The organism is Aeromonas sp. S13(2024) (assembly GCF_041402405.1).
GTDB classification, from domain to species: Bacteria; Pseudomonadota; Gammaproteobacteria; order Enterobacterales; family Aeromonadaceae; genus Aeromonas; species Aeromonas veronii.
Genome location: NZ_JBGLRA010000016.1, coordinates 60,941 through 79,666 on the forward strand (window position 1 = coordinate 60,941; position 18,726 = coordinate 79,666).

An 18,726-nucleotide genomic window follows, 5' to 3' on the forward strand; every position below is an offset into this window, starting at 1 on the left:
GCCACGAGGGGCCATGAAAGGTTCATTTGTTGCCAAACCGATCGCGGACGATCACCGACAATGCGATAAGGACTATTTTTCAAACACTCATCTAATTATTTATCATGGATAAACGTTTTCTATTTTCAGTATTTTAATATAATGACTGGAAAATATTATGCGAGCAGTTACTGCGCCACAAGGAATGTTGCGAAAATGCTGATTAAATATTTTCAAAGAATATGAAAACGGCGACATCACTACTCAACATGATGTTTTAAAAGGATTTACGTTATCTGTGTTGCGCGATTAATATCAGTTCATTGCACAATTAATTTAAAAACGTTTGTATTATCCTGCCTCCATAATATTGCGCGGGATTGTGATGGCTATCTGATTTTTAAATGTGCAAATGTCTATGATGGCGCCGGTCAAAAATTACAATTTACTCAGGTGCTACAGGTATGGAATACGTTCACTTTGTGCTCGGACTGGTGATGGTCCTCGCTCTCTCTCTGCTGGCGAACCGCCACAACTGGAAACAGATCAAACTGCGTTATATCGGCCAACTGCTGGTGGTCGAACTGGCGCTGGCCTGGTTCATGCTGAACTCCGAAGTGGGTCTGGCGGTGGTGGGTGGCTTCGCGGCCGGCTTCACCAAGTTGATGGAGTTTGCCAAACAGGGTACCGACTTCGTGTTCGGTGGTCTGGTCAACGAAGGGGCCTTCTCCTTCTTCCTGATGGTGCTGATGCCCATCGTCTTCATCTCCGTGCTGATCGGTATTCTGCAGTACATCCGCCTGCTGCCGCTGGTGATCCGCGGTATCGGTACCGTGCTGGCCAAGATCAACGGCATGGGCAAGCTGGAGTCTTTCAACGCCATCAGCTCGATGATCGTCGGCCAGTCCGAGAACTTCATCGCCCTCAAGAACATCCTGCCGCACCTGAACGAGAAGCAGATGTACACCCTGGCGGCGACTGCCATGTCTACCGTCTCCATGTCCATCGTCGGTGCTTACATGCAGCTGATCGAGCCGCGCTACGTGGTTGCCGCGCTGGTGCTCAACATGTTCAGTACCTTCGTGGTGCTCTCTCTGATCAACCCCTACGAGCCGGATAACTCCGTGACCGACATCAAGGCCATTGCCGAAGGTGACGAGCACCACACCCCGAAGAAAGAGAACTTCTTCGAGATGCTGGGTGAGTACATCATGGCCGGTTTCACTGTTGCCGTTATCGTGGGTGCCATGCTGGTGGGTTTCATCGCCCTGATCGCCCTCATCAACTACCTGTTCGAGATGGCATTTGGCGTGAACTTCCAGTTCGTCATGGGCTACCTCTTCTACCCGATCGCCTGGATCCTGGGTATCCCGAGTGGTGAAGCGCTGCAAGCCGGCTCCATCATGGCGACCAAGCTGGTGACCAACGAGTTCGTGGCGATGATGGATCTGGGCAAGGTGGCTGCCGAGCTATCTCCGCGCACCGTCGGCATCCTCTCCATCTTTATGGTCTCTTTCGCCAACTTCAGCTCCATCGGTATCATCGCCGGTGCGGTAAAAGCGCTGAACGAAGAGAAGGGCAACATGGTTTCCCGCTTCGGTCTGAAGCTGGTCTACGGTTCTACCCTGGTCAGCCTGCTCTCTGCCGTTATCGCAGGCATCATGATCTGATCCTCTAGTGGTTCGCACCACTGCTTGGGCCCCTGACCTCGTCAGGGGCTTTTTTGTTTCTGGCTTACAGCTGCCAGCCGCACCACCAGCCGGCAACCAGCAGGGTGAGGGTGCAAAAGCCGGTTTCGATGGCGCCGCCGCTGCGCAGCGGCCAGCCCGGCAGGCGGTAACGGCGCTTGATGGGCCAGAAGAGCGGAATGCCCGCCGGGGTGAGCCAGTCCCCCAGCAGATGGCTGAGGTAGCCGACGATAAGTGCATCCTTGACCCCCATGGGCAGGGTGTCCGGCGGCAGGCTCTGGTTCAGCCCCCAGACAGCGGCGGCGACCGCCAGCAGACTGTGGGTGAAGCCGCGATGGCCGAACAGCCGCGACAGAGGTTTCGAGATCCACGGCAGGCGCTGCCCCAGCACTGATTTGGGGTGGTCGAGGTCTGGCAACAGGGCGCTGGCCAGCGCGGCAGGGATGGTCTGCCACAGGCTGGCATCGGCCAGTGCCGGAGTGAGCTGCAGTTTATGGGCGATCAGGGTGCAGGTAACGGAGAAGAGCAGGTGCCCTTGGGCGGTCATGATGATTACGGCGTGGACAAGATGGCGGCGCATCTTACCAGCCTGACGGTTGTGGTCAGCTCTTATTTTAAAAATCAGGATGTTACGGCGAAAAAGCGCCCAGGCAGGGCGCCTTTAGGGTCTCTTTACAGCTTGCCTTTGACCAGCCACTTGTCGAGGGCGTTGGCGAAGCGCTGTTTGTCGGCAGCATTGAAGGGGGCCGGGCCGCCGGTCTGCACGCCGGCCGAGCGCAGCTCTTCCATAAAGTTGCGCATGCCGAGCCGCGCCTTGATGGTCTCACGGGTGTAGATCTCGCCGCGGGGATTGAGCGCTTCGCCGCCAGCATCGATCACCCAGGAGGCGAGGGGGATATCGCCGGTGATCACCAGATCGCCGGGCTGAACCTGCTGGGCGATGACATGATCTGCCACATCGAATCCCTTTTCCACCTGCTGGGTTTTGATGAAGGGCGAGGGGGGCACCCGCAATCCCTGATTGGCCACCAGGGTGGTGACGATCTGGGCGCGGTGGGCGGCGCGGTAGAGGATCTCCTTGACCGGAATGGGGCAGGCATCGGCATCAACCCAGATGGGCATGGCATGGTTTCCTGTAGTGAAAGCGGATGGAAAACGAGTGCGGCCATGTTAACACAGGCCTCCCTTCCCGGCGCGGGGCTGAGTCGGCCCCGCCTTTGGTGTAAGCTGGGGCCAGCACATGAAACGAGAAGGAGACGAGATGGATCGGGTGCCCGGTGAAGTGATTTATGCCCTGACCCTGGATGGCAAGGGTGGCATGGCGCCGCTGATGGCGGGAAGCGAAGTCCCGGCGGCGCATCCCGGCTGGCTGCATCTGGATTACGGCAATCCCGATTCGGCGCGCTGGCTGTTGCAGACCCCTTTGCTCAGCGAGGCGGCCAGGGAGTCGCTGCTCGGCCAGAGCAATCGTCCCAAGCTGGTGCGGATGGGGGAGACGGTGCTGCTGATCCTGCGCGGCATCAACCACAACAAGGATCACAGGCCCGAAGAGATGGTGGCGCTGCGCATCTTCATTACCCCGGATCTCATCATCAGCAGCCGTCGTCGTCCGCTGCTCTCAGAACAGGATGTCTTCAACCAGCTCAAGCTGGGGGGCGGCGCCGATACCCCCGCCGACTGGCTGGTGGAGATCTGCGATGCCCTGACCGATCGGGCGGGGGAGTTTGTCGAGGAGCTGCACGACAAGATCCTCGATCTGGAGGAGATGGTTCTGATGCGTGACATGCCCGCCAATGGCCGCTTGGCGCTGATCCGCAAGCAGCTCATCATGATCCGCCGCTACCTCTCGCCGCAGCGGGATCTGGTGGCGCGCCTTGCCAACGAGAAGATCAGCTGGCTGGATGAGGATGATCGCCGCCGTCTGCTCGATATCGCCGATCGGCTGCGGCGCTGGCTCGATGACCTCGATGCCGGGGTGGCGCGCACCGCTGTGCTGGCAGACGAGATCAACAATCTGATGGCGGAGGCAACCAACCGCCGCGCCTACCAGATGTCGGTGATGGCGCTGCTCTTTTTGCCTGCCAGCTTCCTGACCGGTCTGTTTGGCATCAACCTCGGTGGTATCCCCGGGGCCGAGAATCCGACCGCCTTCTGGGTCTTCTGTGGTTCGCTGGTGGCGCTGGCAAGCGGGCTGGCTATCTGGCTCAAACATCGGCGCTGGTGGTAAGGAGGCATAACCCATGTGGCAATCAATTGGCCTGACCCTGCTGCTGTTGCTGGGTCATACCCTGATCCGGCGGCTGATTCACAAGAGCCTGCTGGCGCTCGGTCAGAGCAGGCAGGTGAGCGAGAACCGGGTGCTCTACGTGGCCCATGTATTCCACTTCCTGCTCGGTTGCGCCACCTTGCTGGTGCTGGCCGGGGTGTGGGGGCTCGACTTCTCCCGACTGGTAGTGCTCGCCTCCTCCTTCTTTGCGGTACTGGGGGTCGCCATGGTCGCCCAGTGGTCGATCCTCTCCAACATCACCGCCAGCATCACCATCTTCTTTGCCTTCCCCTACAAGATTGGCGACCGGATCCGCATCCTCGACAAGGATGATTCGGTCACCGGCGTCATCACCGAGATCGGTCTCTTCTATGTGCGGGTGCGTGATGACAACGGCGATCTGGTCACCTATCCGGCCAACCTGATCCTGCAAAAGCCGGTCAGGAAGCTGGAGGGCAAGGTGGCGGAACCGCTGCAACCGGAATAGAAAGCAACCGGAATAACAAAAGGCTCCCTCGGGAGCCTTTTTAGTGTGCGGTGGGTGGCGCTAGCGTTCGAAGAAGCGGTAGAGGTGATCCACCTGAACCGGGCAGTCGGCCACCTGATGCAGATGTTCGCGGGCCTGCTCAACGGTGCCGAAACTGACCGGGCAGCCGAGGGTGTCGGTCAGCTCGTAGAGGGCGCCATCCTTGCCTCTGAATTCGATGAGCCAGCCGGGAATAGCCACATCGTGGAGGATTTCGGCCTCTTGCAGGATCTGTTGCTGATAGAGCTTACGAAGTTCACTGACTGTCATGATGCTCTCCTGTGGGGAATATCCAGCTCCAGTCTATGCCTGCCCTTTATGTGCGGCAACAGTGGTGCGGCAACGGGATCATCCCCGCAGGACCTCCCATGCCCAGCGGATGCGGATAAAGGTCTCGGCATTGCCGCCCCGATCTGGATGGTGCTGCAGTGCCAGCTCCCGCCAGCGGCGGCGGATCGCCTCCTGACTCGCCCCCTCATTCAACTCGAACAGGGCCAGCGCCTCGGCTTTGTGCCCCTCACCGTCATAAGCGCGCCAGAAGCGGTTGAGCAGGGCTTCCACTTCGACACGATCGGTTTGCCAGAACACCTGCCAGTCGAGATAGTAGCTACGCAGATTTTCGCCAAGGGCAAAGCCGTGGTTGACCTCCGAGCTCCCGACCAGCGGTTCGAGCCGGATATCCAGGGTGCTGATCACCAGCCACCAACCCTCTTGCCAGAGCTCGGCCTGCAACTGGTAGAGGGCGTTCATGATCAGGAAGTTGACCCGAAACAGCTGCAACTGCTCATCGTCAGCCAGCCGGGGGATCGCCCCCTGCTGGCGCAGAGCCGCCATCAGTTCATGCACCTTGTAGCTGCCCGCCGCCTGTTGCAATAGCACCAGCAGAGGGGCGATCAGCGGATTATGGTTGGCTTCGTTCATTCGGCGCCCTGCTCTCTGGGCGGCTGCAGGGCGATCAGCAGCTCACCCGCCTGCGGAGTGACGGGGCCGGTGACGATCTGGGGCTTGCCCTTGCCATCCATGACGAACAGCGGGATGGCGCCGGGATTGGCGGTCTGATACTGGGCCCAGTCGAACGCCTCGCTCAGGCGGGTCGCCTTGATCTGGCCGCCCCGGCTCAGCAGGCCGCTCAGCCTGGCATAGTTGATGTCGGGGCCGAACAGGTTCTGGCGAGCGCGAAAGGTGGCACTCTCCCGGTTGGCTTTGCCGTGCTGCTCGCTGGAGCGCAGGGAGTAGACCTGCTCCTCGCCGTAGAGGTGGGCGAAGTGCAGCACCCCGAGGGCGTTGTTGTGGCGGTTGGGGGAGAGTGCCAGCACGGTACTGATGCTGGTAAGCGGCAGGTGCAGCTCGGCATGTTCCGACTGGGGGTTGCCGAAATAGCAGGGGAGGTTGCTCATCCGCGCCTGTTTGCAGAACTCCCAGGCGGGATCGCAGAGCTGTACCGGCACCCCCTGATCCGCCAGCGCCCGGCCAATGGCCCGCGCCACCGAGTTGGCCCCTATGATGAGCCAGGTGTTGGGGGCGCTCTGGCGCATCTTGAGCAGGCTGGCCAGCGGTGCCGAGGTGAGGCTCTGCAACACCACGGTGGAGATGATCACCGCAAACACCAGTGGCACCAGCTTGTCGGCATCGGGGATCTCGGCCTGATGCAGGCTGATGGCGAACGAGGCGCTGACCGCCGCCGCGACTATGCCGCGCGGGGCGATCCAGCTCAGCAGGGCGCGAGCTCGCCAGGAGAGATCCGAGCCCCAGGTCGAGACCAGAATACAGAGCGGACGCGCCACGAATTGCACCACGCAGAGCAGCGCCAGCACCATGGGGCCGAGTTGCCAGAGCTGGGCCAGATCGAGGCGGGCCGCCAGCAGGATAAACAGGCTGGAGATAAGGATGACCGCGAGATCCTCCTTGAACGCCAGCACCTCCTCCAGATCCAGCCCCTCCTGATTGGCGAGCCAGATGCCGAACACGGTCACCGCCAGCAGGCCTGACTCGTGGCTGAGCCAGTTGGAGAGGCTGAAGGTGACCAGCACCAGCGCCAGCACTCCGAACTTGTGCAGACTGACCGGTAGCCAGTCCTTGCGAATGAGCAGGGTGGTGAGCCAGCCTGCCGCCACCCCGATCAGGGAACCGACCAACACTGTCTTGCCCAGCGCCAGCAGGGTATGGCTGATGAGATCTCCCTGACTGCCGAGGCGCACCGCCTCGAACACCAGCACCGCAAACAGGGCGCCGATGGGGTCGATGACGATCCCCTCCCAGCGCAGAATGCGGTCCACCTCCCGGGTGGGGCGGATCACGTTGAGCATGGGGGCGATCACCGTCGGGCCCGTTACCACCAGTACCGCGCCGAGCATGGTGGCGACCCGCCAGTCCAGCCCCAGCAGGAAGTAACCGGCGCTGCCGATGACGGCGAAGCTGACCAGCATGCCGGTGGAGCAGAGATTGCGCACCACCTTGCCGATCCCCTTGAGCTCGGCCAGATGGAGGGTCAGCGCCCCCTCGAACAGGATGATGGCCACCGACAGGGAGACCAGCGGAAACAGCAGATCCCCGAGCAGGGCATCGGGGTCGAGCAGGCCGCTGACCGGGCCCAGAGTCAGGCCGGTGAGCAGCAGAAACAGGATGGCGGGTACCCGCAGCGACCAGGCAAGCCATTGGGCCAGCACGGAGACCAGGGCGATCCCGGCCAGAGAGAGGGCAATCATGCAGGCCTCGATTCAGGCAGTGAGTATGGAGCTAGTGTAGTGGCTAAGTTGGTCAGATTGACACCCGAAGGAGCGTGCATCATGGCCGGGATGGGGAGATGTGCGACAGTCGGCGTCATGGTGGCTGGCGGTGGTGTGCAGGGCGCCAGCCAGACGCCAACCGTGGTGATGGGGTGGCCTTGGGGCCGGATTAGATGGGGCTCTCCTTGTGGAGCTCGCCGACACAGTCGGCCAGCGCCAGTACCAGTGCGGAGCGCACCATCTGATCGAGCCGGTTGAGCTGCATCTGGTAGAAGGCCCAATCCTCTTCGCTGGCGGGGGGCTCCAGCTTCATCATGCCACCCTGATTGACCCCGTGCAGGCGGTCGAGCAGATCGCGGATCGGCTTGTCGCTGAAACGGTAATCCTTGGGATCGCGCACCAGAAAGTCGCGGATCTTGATATAGGCTTCGATATCCTGATAGCGCTCGAGTGAGATGAGGCCGAGGGCGAAGATGAGCTTGAGGCGCACCTCCAGCTGGCCAAGGGGGCCGCTCTGGTTGAGCAGGGGTTCGATGGCGTATTTGACGGCATACTCCTCCTGACGGAACGCGCGTCGCATCAGGGAGTCGACCGCCTCTTCCAGGATGGTCACGGCTTCGAGAAAGAAGCCGCGGGGGCCATCCTGCTCGTTCAGTCGTTCCAGTACTTCATCTTCCTGGTGTGTGGTCATAGGTGCATTGGGTCCAGCTGACAGGGAGAGAGTGGGCCTCTCTCCCGGTTTTTATCATATGGGGCACATTCCCTTGCCATTCAAGCGCTTGGCGCGCTATCAGTGGTGGCTGAATGCGCCGCAAGCAGGGTCATTACAGGGTTTCGTAACGGGCGACGATGGCGCGAACCACTTCGCTCTCTTCATCCAGTCCGGTGACGCGGGCCAGCGCTTTGGCCGGGCCAAGCTCCGCCAGCAGGGCTTGCAACTCCACTGCCTGCGGGTCATCGGCATTGCGATAGTGGAGCGCCGCGGCGATCCCCTCCTGCAACTGATCGCTCGGCAGGCCGTACTCCAGGGTGCCCAGTAGCGGCTTCACCAGTCGATCCCCCGCCGCCAGCTTGCGCAGCGGCTGACGACCGACCCGGTCAATCTCGTCCACCAGATAGGGGTTGGCGAAGCGGGAGAGGATCTTCTCGATGTAGGCGGCATGCAGGCGCGGGTCGAAGCCGTAGCGTTTCACCAGCACGGCACCGCTCTCCTCCATGGCGCGGCGCACCTTGCTGCGGATCACCGGATCCTCGATCGCCTCGCGCACTGTGCGGTAGCCCCGCAGCTTGCCGAGATAGGCGGTGACGATGTGGCCGGTGTTGAGGGTGAACAGCTTGCGCTCGACGAAGGCCATCAGGTTGTCGGTGGGTTCCATGCCCGCCACCTGTGGCAGCTCTCCCTTGAACTGGGTCTGGTCGACGATCCACTCACTGAAGCTCTCTACCGTCACTTCCAGCGGATCATCGTTGGCAGCCGCGGAGGGCGGCACGATGCGATCCACCGCCGAGTCGACGAAGCCGATACAGGATTCGAGCGTGGCATGATACGCGACCGGCAGGTACTTGAGTACCTCCCGCTTGAGGTGGCTTGTGCCGCGCACCATGTTTTCGCAGGCGATGACGTTGAGCGGAGTCAGGTTGCCGGCATCGAAACGGGCCTGCAGCCCCTTGGCCAGGGTGCTGGCAATCTTGTCCAGAATGTTGGGGCCCACTGCCGTGGTGACCAGATCGGCGGTGATGATGCGGGCGATCACCTCGTGACCGGCGGAGCTCACCGCCGCCACGTTGCGCACCACATCCAGCTTCTGATCCGCCCCTACTACATGGACCTTGTACTCCTGACGGTGGTTGAGCTGGTCGATAAGAGTGTCGTTGACGTCGGCGAAGGTGACCTGATGGCTGGCATCCGCCAGCACTTTGCCGATAAAGCCGCGACCGATGTTACCAGCACCAAAATGCAATGTTTTCATGATATTAACCTCTTGAACCAAAGACGATGAAAGATGATTACGCAGCCTGTTCGGCACCCAGCAGATCCAGGAAGGCCTGGGGATCCGTGGTGCTGGCCAGCCGGTCGATGAGACCGGGTTCATCCAGTGCATTGGTCAGGCGGGTTATCACCTGCATATGTTCGTCGTTGCGGGCGGCGATACCGATCACCAGCCGCGCTACCTCATCGGCAGCCTCGCCAAAGGCGACCCCGGCCGGGTACTGGCAGATGACGATGCCGGTACGCTTCACAAACTCTTTGGCGGCGATGGTGCCGTGCGGCACGGCGATGGATTCGCCGAGGTAGGTGGAGACCAGCTGTTCGCGCTCCAGCATGGCGTTGACGTAGTCGGGCGCCACGTAGCCCCGCTCGGCCAGCAGTCGGCCAGCGGTCAGGATAGCGGCCTCCTTGTTGTCCGCTTTCAGTCCCAGATGCACGTCATGACGGCTCAGGGTAAAGACTTCGGCAGCTTGTGGCTCGTAGCTGTCGTCGTTGGCGGCCACCAGCAGTTGCGGGTTGGCGACGTCATCGTTGGCGGCGCGGCTCAGGCTCTGTACCAGCTCCTGATAGAGGCCGTTGTCGAGGAAGTTGGTGAGCGAGATATGGTGAGCGTTCGGCGCATGGCGACGGGCCCGCTCGGTCAGATCCTTATGGGTGATGACCCAGTCCACCTGATCGTCGAGTTGATCGATGGCGCGGTTGGTGACGCTGATATCGAGCCCTGCGGCCTGCACCCGCTTGCGCAGCATGCCGGCGCCCATGGCGCTGGAGCCCATGCCCGCATCGCAGGCGACCACGATATTGCGTACCGCCATCAGTTCGCCGCCCGGCTTCTTGGCCGCTGCGGTTTCGGGCTTGCCGCCCTTCATGGCTTTCATCTTGCGAGTGGCTTCACCGAGGGCATCGGCCTCGTCAGCTTCCGGCTGCTGTGCGCGAACGAACACGGCGGCGACCAGGAAGGAGACCAGAGTGGCGCTGATGATGGAGAGGGCGACCCCGATCAGGGAGGCTTTCGGTGTCATCAACAACACGGCGAAGATGGAGCCCGGTGAGGCAGGGGAGACCAGACCGGCGTTGAACAGGGTCAGGGTAAAGACCCCGGTCATGCCACCGGCGATCACCGCCAGAATGAGGCGCGGGTTCATCAGCACGTACGGGAAGTAGATCTCGTGGATGCCACCGAAGAAGTGAATGATGGAGGCGCCAGCCGCAGACTGCTTGGCCGCACCACGACCGAACACCATGTAGGCCAGCAGCACACCCATGCCCGGGCCCGGGTTCGCTTCAATCAGGAAGAAGATGGAGCTACCGTGCTCGGTCGCCTGCTGGATCCCCAGCGGCGAGAAGATGCCGTGGTTGATGGCGTTGTTGAGGAACAGGATCTTGGCCGGTTCGACGAAGATGGAGGTGAGTGGCAGCATGTGGTTGTCCACCAGGAAGCCGACGCCACCGGCCAGCATGCCGGAGAGCACCTTGACAAAGGGGCCAATCACGAAGAAGGCGAGGATTGCCAGCAGCATGCCGATAAGACCGGCAGAGAAGTTGTTGACCAGCATCTCGAAGCCGCTCTTGACGCGACCGTCCATCGCCTTGTCGAAGCGCTTGATGGCCCAGCCACCGAGCGGGCCGACCATCATGGCGCCCATGAACATGGGGATATCGGTTCCCACGATGACACCCATGGTGGTGATGGCACCGACCACGCCGCCACGCTCACCGCCCATCAGTTTGCCGCCGGTGTAGCCAATCAGCAGCGGCAGCAGGTAGGTGATCATGGGGCCAACCAGCTTGGCCAAGGTTTCGCTTGGCAGCCAGCCGGTGGGGATAAAGAGAGCAGTAATAAAGCCCCAGGCGATAAAGGCGCCTATGTTGGGCATGACCATATTGGACAGGAAGCGTCCAAAATTCTGTATCTTGACTTTGGTATCCGGTGATAACATGTCGGGACCCCGTTTTAAGCCTGTTTGATTAATAGTGGTAGTCGGGATGGCCGGTTTTGCCGAACCGCCATCCCGGTCGTCTAAGCAACTTCAATCTACCAGCTTGCGATCAAATTAGGCTGAAAACGGGGTGTCTTGTGATCCACCTCTCAGATACCCAGCCATACCCCCTCCATAACCAGTGATCAACATCACATACCCATGCTGTAATTCGGCTACATTTCGATCTTTTCTGTTTTGAATGATCATTTTTTGTGATGCACATCACTAAATCAGCTTTGCCGTGCCATTACGTAAAGGTGATTTGCATCACAAATTCAGTTTTTGTATTCGAATGGGACAAATCACTCAATTACTCATCAGTGGGTAGTGGCGATGGATCTATCGAAACACTCCATTGCTTACCAATGAATCAATAAATTTGTAACCCGCTTTCAGTTTTTATGGTTGGTGATAAGGTCTCTTTTGCTGCTGGCTGATGGGAATGGGCGCCAACATGCAGGATGTTATCGAGCGGCAGATGTTCGGAGCGCTTCTTTGCCGCGCAGGCCAGACTGCAGATAAAAACAAACCGCCAGCAGGCGGTTTGTCGGTTTTTGCGATCTGAGCCCTGTCGGGGCTGCGGCTTAGTAGAAGCCGGTATCCTCGGAGGAGGGGCGGGTCTTGAAGCGGCGATGGAGCCACATGTACTGCTCCGGCGCCTTGCGCACGGCGGCTTCAATCTCGCGGTTGGCGCGGGCGGCATCAACCATGTCATCCCCGCTGGGGTAGTCGGCTAGCGGCGCGCCGATATGCAGGGTGTAACCCTCGCTGGTGCGGATGTTGTAGCAGGGCAGGGTGACGGTGTTCTTCACCCGCGCCAGGGTGGCGGTGCCGGTGATGGTGGCGGCCTGCTCTACCGCGAAGTAGGGCACGAATACGCTGGCGTGGCTGCCGTAGTCGTGATCCGGTGCATACCAGAGGGCGTCGCCGTTGCGCAGCGCCTTGATCATCCCCTTCACATCCATCCGGTCCACCAGATATTTGTTGGAGGCACAGCGCCCGTGGTACTGGGCATACTCCAGCACCGGGTTGGTGTTGGGGCGATAGACCCCCACGCCGGGGCGCACCAGCCCGAAACAGCGGGCGTTGAGTTCCAGCGTCAGGAAGTGGCAGGAGAGCAGCAGCATGCCCTGACCTTTTTCCATGGCGGCGATGACGTGCTCTTCCCCTTCCACCTTCATCAGGTTGCGCATCCGCCAGTCTGGCCAGAACCAGGCGATACCCACCTCGAATACGGCGCAGCCCACGCTCTCGAAGTTTTGCTTGAGCAGCTTATCACGCTCGTCCAGAGTCAACTCCGGCAGCGCCAGCTCCAGATTGCGACGGGCAATCTTCACCCGTGATTTGAGCACTTTGGCGGCGAGATGACCAAGCCGGCGACCCAGCCACATCTGGCTGCGCCAGGGCAGCAGAGTCAGCAGCCAGAGCAGGCCGAGGCCAAACCAGCTGGCCCAGTAACGGGGATGAAACAGGCGGGGCTCGAGGCGGGGAGCGTTGTCATGGGCCATGGAGAATCTCTTTGCTTGCGAAAACAATCGGGGGATTCTAGCCGAAAAGGGGGGGCGGGGGCGAATGGCTATCTGCTGGTCAGAGGGGCTGCTTGCATCTTGTCCGTGTGGCGCGAAGAGTAACTATGGGTTTCCTTCCGCGTTCTTAAGGGAAACCACAGGTTTGCTTTTTCTCCCTCAAATACAAGAGTGTGATAAAATCGGCGACTGATTTTTCAGGTTTTGAGAGTCGATACAGATGAAGATCACCCTGCCCGATTTTGAAAAAGCCCGCGTTCTGGTCGTTGGCGATGTCATGTTGGACCGTTACTGGCATGGCCCTACCGGTCGGATCTCCCCCGAGGCGCCGGTGCCCGTGGTCAAGGTTGAACACATTGAGGAGCGCCCAGGTGGCGCGGCCAACGTGGCCCTCAACTCCGCCGCCCTTGGCGCTCACGCCGTGCTGCTTGGCCTGACCGGTCAGGACGAGGCTGCCGATGCGCTGGCTGGCCAGATGGCTGGCGTCAAGGTGGCCTGTGATTTCGTTCGTCTGGCCGACTTCCCGACTATCACCAAGCTGCGGGTGCTGTCCCGCAACCAGCAGCTGCTGCGCCTGGACTTTGAAGAGCCCTTCCACTCCGTCGATGCCACCCTGCTGATGAGCAAGGTCGAGCAGGCGCTGCCAAACAGCGACGTGATGATCCTTTCCGACTACGGCAAGGGTGCTCTCAACGACGTGCCCGGCATGATCCAGCGCGCCCGAGCCGCCGGTATTCCGGTGCTGGTCGACCCCAAGGGGACCGACTTCGAGAAGTACCGCGGCGCTACCTTGCTGACCCCCAACATGTCCGAGTTCGAGGCCGTGGTGGGCAAGGTGAAGAGCGAAGAGGAGCTGGTCGCCAAGGGGCTGGATCTGGTCAAGCGTTTCGAGCTGGATGCCCTGCTGGTCACCCGTTCCGAGAACGGCATGACCCTGATCCGCGAAGGTCAGCCGGAGCTGCATCTGCCGGCTCAGGCCCACGAGGTTTACGATGTGACCGGTGCCGGTGATACCGTCATCTCCACCCTGGCCACCTCGCTGGCCGCTGGCAAGAGCCTGGACGAAGCCTGCGCGCTGGCCAATACCGCCGCCGGTATCGTGGTCGGCAAGTTGGGTACTTCTACCGTCAGTCCGGTCGAGCTGGCCAATGCCCTCTATACCGAGCAGGAGACAGGCTTCGGCGTCATGTCTGAAGCCCAGCTGAAAGTGGCGGTTCGTGCCGCTCGTCTGCGCGGCGAGAAGGTAGTGATGACCAACGGCTGCTTCGACATCCTGCACGCTGGCCATGTCTCCTATCTGGCCAACGCCGGCAAGCTGGGGGATCGCCTGATCGTGGCGGTCAACACCGACGAGTCGGTTCGCCGTCTGAAAGGGCCGGGTCGTCCGGTCAACCCGACCGAGCGTCGCATGGCCGTACTGGCTGCGCTGGGCGCGGTGGACTGGGTTGTGCCCTTCTCCGAGGATACCCCGCAGCGTCTGATTGCCGAGATCCTGCCGGATCTTTTGGTCAAGGGCGGTGACTACAAGCCGGAAGATATCGCCGGTTACGCCGAAGTGACTGCCAATGGCGGTGAGGTGCGCGTTCTCAACTTCGAGGATGGCTGCTCCACCACCGACATCATCAAGACGATCCGCGAGCGCGGCTAACGTTCTGCTGGCCCCGCAATCTGGCGGGGCGCACTATCGGCGGCTGCAAGCCGACCGAAATACGGATAACAAAAAGGCGACCTTGCGGTCGCCTTTTTCATGCACGATAGCGGCTATCAGCCTTTGGCTTTTGCCGTGGCAGGCATCAGACCCTGGTTCACTTCCACCAGATCCTGCACTTCCAGCACACCGGCAGCCTGCTTCAGGCTCAGGATATTGAGAATGTAGTTGTAACGGGCTTCGGAGAGCTTCTGCTTGGCCTCGTACAGCTTGCGAGTGGAGTCCAGCACGTCGACGATGGTACGGGTACCCACTTCGTAACCGGCTTCGGTCGCCTTCAGGGCGCTGTCGGCGGAGACCACAGACTGGCTGTAGGCACGCACCGAGCCGATGCTGGCGTTCACGTTGTTGTAGGAGGAGCGCACTGTGCTCTGCACCGAGCGGAAGTTCTTCTCAAGCAGTTCGCTGGCCGCCACGTAGTCGTACTGAGCCTGCTTCACCTTGGAGCTGGTGGCGCCACCACTGTAAATCGGCAGCTTGAAGGTCAGGCCGATATTGGCCTGATTGTCATTGCCACCGCTCTGAATGCTATCAAGCTTGTAATCGGTATTGCTGGTCTGCAGTCCGGCATCCAGATCCAGGGTCGGCTCATGACCGGTTTTGGCCAGATCGATCCGCTCCTTGGCAATGTCCTTGCTGATGCGGGCACTGTGCAGTTGCAGGTTTTTGTCCAGCGCCAGCTCCAGCCACTTGTCGGAGCCGAAAGCGGTCTTCTGCGGGCTGAAACGATCGGTGTTCAGCACGTCCAGATTGCGGTGATCGATACCGGTCAGCTCGCGCAGGGTCTCATAGCTGTTGTCCAGCTCGTTCTCGGCATTGATCTCGTCAGCCAGCGCCTGGTCACGGGAGGCTTCCGCTTCATGGACGTCGGTGATGGCGGTCAGGCCCACTTCGAAACGCTGCTGGGTTTGCTCCAGCTGACGCTCTACCGCAACCTTGTTGGCACGGACGAACTCCAGGGTATCCATCGCCTTGAGCACATCAAAGTAGGCTTTGGCGGTGCGCACCATCAGGTTCTGGATCTCGAGGTTGTAGGCTACGTCATTCTGGGTTGCACTCTTCTCGGAGATATCCAGATTGACCCAGTTACTGCGACGATAGATGGATTGATCCAGTGAAAGTGAACCGGAGGCTTTGTTGTTGGTCTGGGTATCGTTTTTGTTTTGCAGGTACTTCAGGTCAGCACCCAGATTGATCTGGGGCAGCAGGGCTGCACGGGATTCATTGATCTGCTCGAAGGCTTTATCGCGAACGGCTTTGGACTGCAGCAACTGCGGGTCTTTGATCTGGGCTTGCTGGTAGATGTCGAGCAGGTTTTCGGCATGGGCACCGGCACTGACGCCCAGCAACACCATGACTGACAAAAGTGTTCTTTTCATAGATCGTTTTAACCTTATGTAGTAACCCAAACTGGTTGCTGGAGAGGCAAATATTGTCACCGACCAAGCTTGATTGCAGCTTAATCACTCTACTATAAGCAAAATTTAATGCTAAGAGTCTCAGGTCCGGTGACGGGAACGTCAAGAACCGGACGCAGTTTTCTCCCCGCGCGCCTAGCCAAATGGTCTGTGGCTGCTAAAATCCACCCCTCATTACCATGGCACGCCGAGTGAATGAACGTTCATTCATGTTCCTCGGATTTTATGGTCAAACTGATACAAGTCAAGCTGACGGGAGCCCCGGATGTCGCAGCAACCCTTGCCGCAAGATCGGCATTACGCCGCCGATGATGTAAAAATCATTGAAAAATCAGCTGGATATAACGGCTTCTTCAAGGTGAACGTCTATCGCCTGCAGCATCGGTTATTTGCAGGTGGCTGGAACCAGCCCATCGTGCGCGAGCTGTTCGAGCGGGGCCATGCTGCCGCGCTGCTGCCCTATGATCCAGTGCGCGACCAGATAGTGTTGGTGGAGCAGTTCCGTATCGGTGCCATGGAGACCAGCCCGACCCCCTGGCTGCTGGAGCTGGTGGCCGGCATCATAGACCCAGGCGAGGTCGCTGAAGACGTGGTGCGCCGGGAAGCGGTGGAAGAGGCCGGGATCGAGGTTGCCCGCTGCGAGCATGCCATCAGCTATCTGGTGAGCCCAGGCGGCAGCACCGAGCGGATCGAGGTCTTTGTGGGCGAGGTGGATGCCAGCAAGGTGAGCGGCCTGCACGGTCTGGCTGATGAAGGTGAGGATATCCGGGTGCACGTGGTGAGCCGCGAACAGGCCTACGCCTGGCTCAAAGAGGGACGCATCGACAATGCGGCCTCGGTCATTGCCCTGCAGTGGTTGGCCCTCAACCATGGCGAGCTGCGCGCCCGCTGGCTGGCGGATCGCTGAGGTGGCGCTGACTCTGCAACAGAGCAGGCGCTATGTGCCTGATCTGATGTCCTTGCAGCGTACCTGCGAGGTCAACTATATGGCGCTGATGAAGCTGTTGCCTCCGGAGGGGGAGGTCGGGGCCGAGCGCCGCTATCGGGTCGGCAACGATCTGCAGTTCCAGCTCACCATCATTGGCGAGAGTCGCTTCACCAATCAGGTGATCCTGAGCCAGCACAACCCCGAATTGCCCGAATATTTACAAGCTCAGATAGAGATTCGTTTGTATCATGATGTGCGGATGGCGGAAGTGTGTGCAGCGCAACAGATTTCCCGTTTGCAACCACGTTATGATTATCCCAATAAAAAGATGCACCAGCGGGACGAAAAGGAGCAGGTAAATCTGTTTCTGGCCGAATGGCTAAAATTTTGTCTCAGACATGGTACCAGCCCGATCAATATCTCCAGTTGAACAAATAAAAAGAAGCGTGATTTTGGAAACAGAGCTCCCCCAGGCGCAGGACGGCAGTGTGCGCCTGTTGCAAATTACCGACACCCACCTCTTCGCGAGTGCCGAAGGGCGGCTGTTGGCTGTGCGCACCGCAGAGAGTCTGGCCGCCGTGCTGGAACAGGTGCAGGCCAATGAACACCCCTACGAGGTGATTCTGGCGACCGGCGATCTGTCGCAGGATCACAGTCCGGAATCCTATCAGCGTTTCGCCTCCATGATGGCGCCCCTTGGCCGCCCCATCTACTGGCTGCCGGGCAATCACGATGACAGCCCGCTGATGACCGAATATCTCCATGCCGCCGGGATCAGCGAATCCAAACAGCTGGTGGGCGACCACTGGCAGGTGATCCTGCTCGACACCCAGGTGCGCGGCAAACCCCACGGCATGATTGGCGATCACCAGCTGGCCGCCCTCGACCGTGCCCTGCGTCAATATCCTGATCGCCACGCCCTTATCACCCTGCACCATCAGGCGGTGCCGGTGGGCTGCGCCTGGCTGGATCAGCACAATCTCAAGAATGCCGATGACCTGTTCGCCGTGCTGGCCCGTCATCCACAGCAGAAGACCATCCTGTTCGGTCACGTCCATCAGGAGTTTGACGAGGTGCACCGCGGGGTGCGGCTGATTGCCAGCCCCTCCACCTGCATTCAGTTCAAACCGCTATCCGACGGCTTCGCGCTGGATGAATCCGGCCCGGGCTGGCGCTATCTCACCCTCTATCCGGATGGGCGGGTGGCCAGCGAGGTGTGGCGCCTGCCGGTGGGGCAGTTTGTGCCCGACCCCAACGCCACCGGTTATTGAGGAGCGCATTGCATGAAGTCGGTTCTCCTTTATCTGCACGGTTTCAACTCCTCACCGGGCTCCGCCAAGGCGCAGCAGATGGCTGCCTGGGTGGCCGCCAATCGGCCCGACATCGAGGTGATCATTCCGGCTCAGCCCAATACGCCGGCGGCGGCCTGGGCGGCTATCGAACAGACCATTGCCGATCTGCAGCGTCGTTATGGTAGTGAATTCAAGCTCGGCGCCGTGGGTAGTTCTCTTGGTGGCTTTATGGCGACCCGGGTGAGCGAGCAGTACGGCTGCCGCGCGGCGCTGATCAATCCGGCGGTGCGCCCCCACGAGCTGCTCTGTGACTACCTCGGCCCCCAGACCAATCCCTATACGGGTGAGCAGTACGAACTGCGGCCTGAACATATGGATGAGCTGCGGGCACTGGCGGTACCGGTGACGGTGCCGGAGCGACTCTGGATCCTGCAACAGCAGGGGGATGAGGTGCTCGACTATCGCAAGGCGCTGGATGAATACCGCTTTGCCCGCCTCTCGCTGGAGTGCGGCGGCAACCACGCCTTTGTGGCGTTCGAGCGCTACCCCGCCCAGATCATCCGTTTCCTCGGGCTTTAATCATGCAACTGTCCCGTCCTGAATATGGTTTACACCTTTCCCCCCAATAAATGGAGAACCCGATGGGACAAGGTGTGAAACGGACACAGCGCGATTACTCGCTGACTTTTAAACTGGC

18 protein-coding genes are annotated in these 18,726 nt (G+C 60.1%); 8 read left to right on the forward strand and 10 right to left on the reverse strand.

The genetic code is table 11. The features are described 5' to 3' along the window. Positions 1 to 443 precede the first annotated feature (443 nt). The gene (locus ACB042_RS17635) at positions 444 to 1,649 is read left to right on the forward strand and encodes a NupC/NupG family nucleoside CNT transporter (protein WP_005363118.1); all 1,206 of its coding nucleotides are present in this window, start codon (positions 444 to 446) and stop codon (positions 1,647 to 1,649) included. Positions 1,650 to 1,713: 64 nt separating this feature from the next. Here the strand turns inward: ACB042_RS17635 and ACB042_RS17640 are convergent, their stop codons facing one another. Together ACB042_RS17640 and ACB042_RS17645 are read right to left on the reverse strand one after the other, a co-directional pair. Beyond that, positions 1,714 to 2,214 carry a metal-dependent hydrolase gene (locus tag ACB042_RS17640; protein WP_139440972.1) on the reverse strand — a complete coding sequence of 167 codons (501 nt, stop codon included), beginning with the start codon at positions 2,212 to 2,214 and terminating at the stop codon, positions 1,714 to 1,716. A gap of 125 nt (positions 2,215 to 2,339) precedes the next feature. Beyond that, a complete protein-coding gene (locus ACB042_RS17645) occupies positions 2,340 to 2,789 on the reverse strand; it encodes a YaiI/YqxD family protein (RefSeq protein ID WP_064339342.1) in 450 nt (149 codons plus the stop codon). A 139-nt stretch (positions 2,790 to 2,928) separates the two neighbouring features. On the opposite strand from ACB042_RS17645, the gene zntB reads away from it, so the two are divergent. Further along, positions 2,929 to 3,894 carry a zinc transporter ZntB gene (gene zntB, locus ACB042_RS17650; RefSeq protein ID WP_021231682.1) on the forward strand — a complete coding sequence of 322 codons (966 nt, stop codon included), beginning with the start codon at positions 2,929 to 2,931 and terminating at the stop codon, positions 3,892 to 3,894. A gap of 13 nt (positions 3,895 to 3,907) precedes the next feature. Beyond that, on the forward strand, positions 3,908 to 4,420 hold the full coding sequence (locus ACB042_RS17655; protein WP_005354921.1) for a mechanosensitive ion channel domain-containing protein: 513 nt from the start codon (positions 3,908 to 3,910) through the stop codon (positions 4,418 to 4,420). 60 nt (positions 4,421 to 4,480) lie between these two features. Here the strand turns inward: ACB042_RS17655 and ACB042_RS17660 are convergent, their stop codons facing one another. From ACB042_RS17660 to lpxL, 7 genes are all read right to left on the reverse strand, one after another. After that, on the reverse strand, positions 4,481 to 4,729 hold the full coding sequence (locus ACB042_RS17660; protein WP_371178826.1) for a hypothetical protein: 249 nt from the start codon (positions 4,727 to 4,729) through the stop codon (positions 4,481 to 4,483). A 78-nt stretch (positions 4,730 to 4,807) separates the two neighbouring features. Further along, a complete protein-coding gene (locus tag ACB042_RS17665) occupies positions 4,808 to 5,380 on the reverse strand; it encodes a DNA-J related domain-containing protein (protein ID WP_267528950.1) in 573 nt (190 codons plus the stop codon). Further along, positions 5,377 to 7,164 (reverse strand): sodium:proton antiporter, encoded by a 1,788-nt coding sequence (locus tag ACB042_RS17670; RefSeq protein ID WP_267528949.1) that lies wholly within the window; start codon positions 7,162 to 7,164, stop codon positions 5,377 to 5,379. Before ACB042_RS17670 ends, ACB042_RS17665 begins: the two co-directional genes overlap by 4 nt. Before the next feature lie 190 nt (positions 7,165 to 7,354). Beyond that, entirely contained in the window at positions 7,355 to 7,876 is a 522-nt protein-coding gene (locus ACB042_RS17675; protein ID WP_005335907.1) for an MltR family transcriptional regulator, read from the reverse strand. Positions 7,877 to 8,009: 133 nt separating this feature from the next. Further along, entirely contained in the window at positions 8,010 to 9,155 is a 1,146-nt protein-coding gene (locus ACB042_RS17680; RefSeq protein ID WP_279486485.1) for a mannitol-1-phosphate 5-dehydrogenase, read from the reverse strand. Positions 9,156 to 9,192: 37 nt separating this feature from the next. After that, positions 9,193 to 11,115: a PTS mannitol transporter subunit IICBA gene (locus ACB042_RS17685; RefSeq protein WP_279486486.1), complete on the reverse strand. Its 1,923-nt coding sequence runs from the start codon at positions 11,113 to 11,115 to the stop codon at positions 9,193 to 9,195. Positions 11,116 to 11,741: 626 nt separating this feature from the next. Further along, positions 11,742 to 12,665 carry an LpxL/LpxP family Kdo(2)-lipid IV(A) lauroyl/palmitoleoyl acyltransferase gene (gene lpxL, locus ACB042_RS17690; protein ID WP_323970159.1) on the reverse strand — a complete coding sequence of 308 codons (924 nt, stop codon included), beginning with the start codon at positions 12,663 to 12,665 and terminating at the stop codon, positions 11,742 to 11,744. A 238-nt stretch (positions 12,666 to 12,903) separates the two neighbouring features. Between lpxL and hldE the strand changes: the two genes are divergently transcribed. Beyond that, complete coding sequence (gene hldE, locus ACB042_RS17695) at positions 12,904 to 14,331, forward strand: bifunctional D-glycero-beta-D-manno-heptose-7-phosphate kinase/D-glycero-beta-D-manno-heptose 1-phosphate adenylyltransferase HldE (protein WP_058058377.1); 1,428 nt, start codon at positions 12,904 to 12,906, stop codon at positions 14,329 to 14,331. A 116-nt stretch (positions 14,332 to 14,447) separates the two neighbouring features. Here the strand turns inward: hldE and tolC are convergent, their stop codons facing one another. Then, on the reverse strand, positions 14,448 to 15,770 hold the full coding sequence (gene tolC, locus ACB042_RS17700) for an outer membrane channel protein TolC (RefSeq protein ID WP_371178827.1): 1,323 nt from the start codon (positions 15,768 to 15,770) through the stop codon (positions 14,448 to 14,450). 304 nt (positions 15,771 to 16,074) lie between these two features. Between tolC and nudF the strand changes: the two genes are divergently transcribed. The 4 genes from nudF to ACB042_RS17720 are packed head-to-tail and all read left to right on the forward strand — an operon-like array spanning position 16,075 to position 18,608. Next, positions 16,075 to 16,716 (forward strand): ADP-ribose diphosphatase, encoded by a 642-nt coding sequence (nudF, locus tag ACB042_RS17705; protein ID WP_371178828.1) that lies wholly within the window; start codon positions 16,075 to 16,077, stop codon positions 16,714 to 16,716. Continuing rightward, positions 16,679 to 17,167: a DUF1249 domain-containing protein gene (locus ACB042_RS17710; protein ID WP_265346674.1), complete on the forward strand. Its 489-nt coding sequence runs from the start codon at positions 16,679 to 16,681 to the stop codon at positions 17,165 to 17,167. Before nudF ends, ACB042_RS17710 begins: the two co-directional genes overlap by 38 nt. Positions 17,168 to 17,189: 22 nt before the next feature. Further along, entirely contained in the window at positions 17,190 to 18,008 is an 819-nt protein-coding gene (cpdA, locus tag ACB042_RS17715) for a 3',5'-cyclic-AMP phosphodiesterase (RefSeq protein WP_041202814.1), read from the forward strand. Positions 18,009 to 18,020: 12 nt separating this feature from the next. Then, on the forward strand, positions 18,021 to 18,608 hold the full coding sequence (locus tag ACB042_RS17720) for a YqiA/YcfP family alpha/beta fold hydrolase (protein WP_371178829.1): 588 nt from the start codon (positions 18,021 to 18,023) through the stop codon (positions 18,606 to 18,608). Positions 18,609 to 18,726: the final 118 nt, after the last annotated feature.

What these genes read in the sequence shown, in the direction of transcription:
- zntB (WP_021231682.1), top strand. Translation starts at nt 2,929, where the DNA reads ATGGATCGGGTGCCCGGTGAAGTGATTTATGCCCTGACCCTGGATGGC.
- ACB042_RS17720 (WP_371178829.1), top strand. Translation starts at nt 18,021, where the DNA reads ATGAAGTCGGTTCTCCTTTATCTGCACGGTTTCAACTCCTCACCGGGC.
- tolC (WP_371178827.1), bottom strand. Translation starts at nt 15,770, where the DNA reads ATGAAAAGAACACTTTTGTCAGTCATGGTGTTGCTGGGCGTCAGTGCC.
- ACB042_RS17675 (WP_005335907.1), bottom strand. Translation starts at nt 7,876, where the DNA reads ATGACCACACACCAGGAAGATGAAGTACTGGAACGACTGAACGAGCAG.
- nudF (WP_371178828.1), top strand. Translation starts at nt 16,075, where the DNA reads ATGTCGCAGCAACCCTTGCCGCAAGATCGGCATTACGCCGCCGATGAT.
- hldE (WP_058058377.1), top strand. Translation starts at nt 12,904, where the DNA reads ATGAAGATCACCCTGCCCGATTTTGAAAAAGCCCGCGTTCTGGTCGTT.
- lpxL (WP_323970159.1), bottom strand. Translation starts at nt 12,665, where the DNA reads ATGGCCCATGACAACGCTCCCCGCCTCGAGCCCCGCCTGTTTCATCCC.
- ACB042_RS17635 (WP_005363118.1), top strand. Translation starts at nt 444, where the DNA reads ATGGAATACGTTCACTTTGTGCTCGGACTGGTGATGGTCCTCGCTCTC.
- ACB042_RS17640 (WP_139440972.1), bottom strand. Translation starts at nt 2,214, where the DNA reads ATGACCGCCCAAGGGCACCTGCTCTTCTCCGTTACCTGCACCCTGATC.
- ACB042_RS17680 (WP_279486485.1), bottom strand. Translation starts at nt 9,155, where the DNA reads ATGAAAACATTGCATTTTGGTGCTGGTAACATCGGTCGCGGCTTTATC.
- ACB042_RS17645 (WP_064339342.1), bottom strand. Translation starts at nt 2,789, where the DNA reads ATGCCCATCTGGGTTGATGCCGATGCCTGCCCCATTCCGGTCAAGGAG.
- ACB042_RS17660 (WP_371178826.1), bottom strand. Translation starts at nt 4,729, where the DNA reads ATGACAGTCAGTGAACTTCGTAAGCTCTATCAGCAACAGATCCTGCAA.
- ACB042_RS17710 (WP_265346674.1), top strand. Translation starts at nt 16,679, where the DNA reads ATGGCGAGCTGCGCGCCCGCTGGCTGGCGGATCGCTGAGGTGGCGCTG.
- ACB042_RS17655 (WP_005354921.1), top strand. Translation starts at nt 3,908, where the DNA reads ATGTGGCAATCAATTGGCCTGACCCTGCTGCTGTTGCTGGGTCATACC.
- ACB042_RS17670 (WP_267528949.1), bottom strand. Translation starts at nt 7,164, where the DNA reads ATGATTGCCCTCTCTCTGGCCGGGATCGCCCTGGTCTCCGTGCTGGCC.
- ACB042_RS17685 (WP_279486486.1), bottom strand. Translation starts at nt 11,115, where the DNA reads ATGTTATCACCGGATACCAAAGTCAAGATACAGAATTTTGGACGCTTC.
- ACB042_RS17665 (WP_267528950.1), bottom strand. Translation starts at nt 5,380, where the DNA reads ATGAACGAAGCCAACCATAATCCGCTGATCGCCCCTCTGCTGGTGCTA.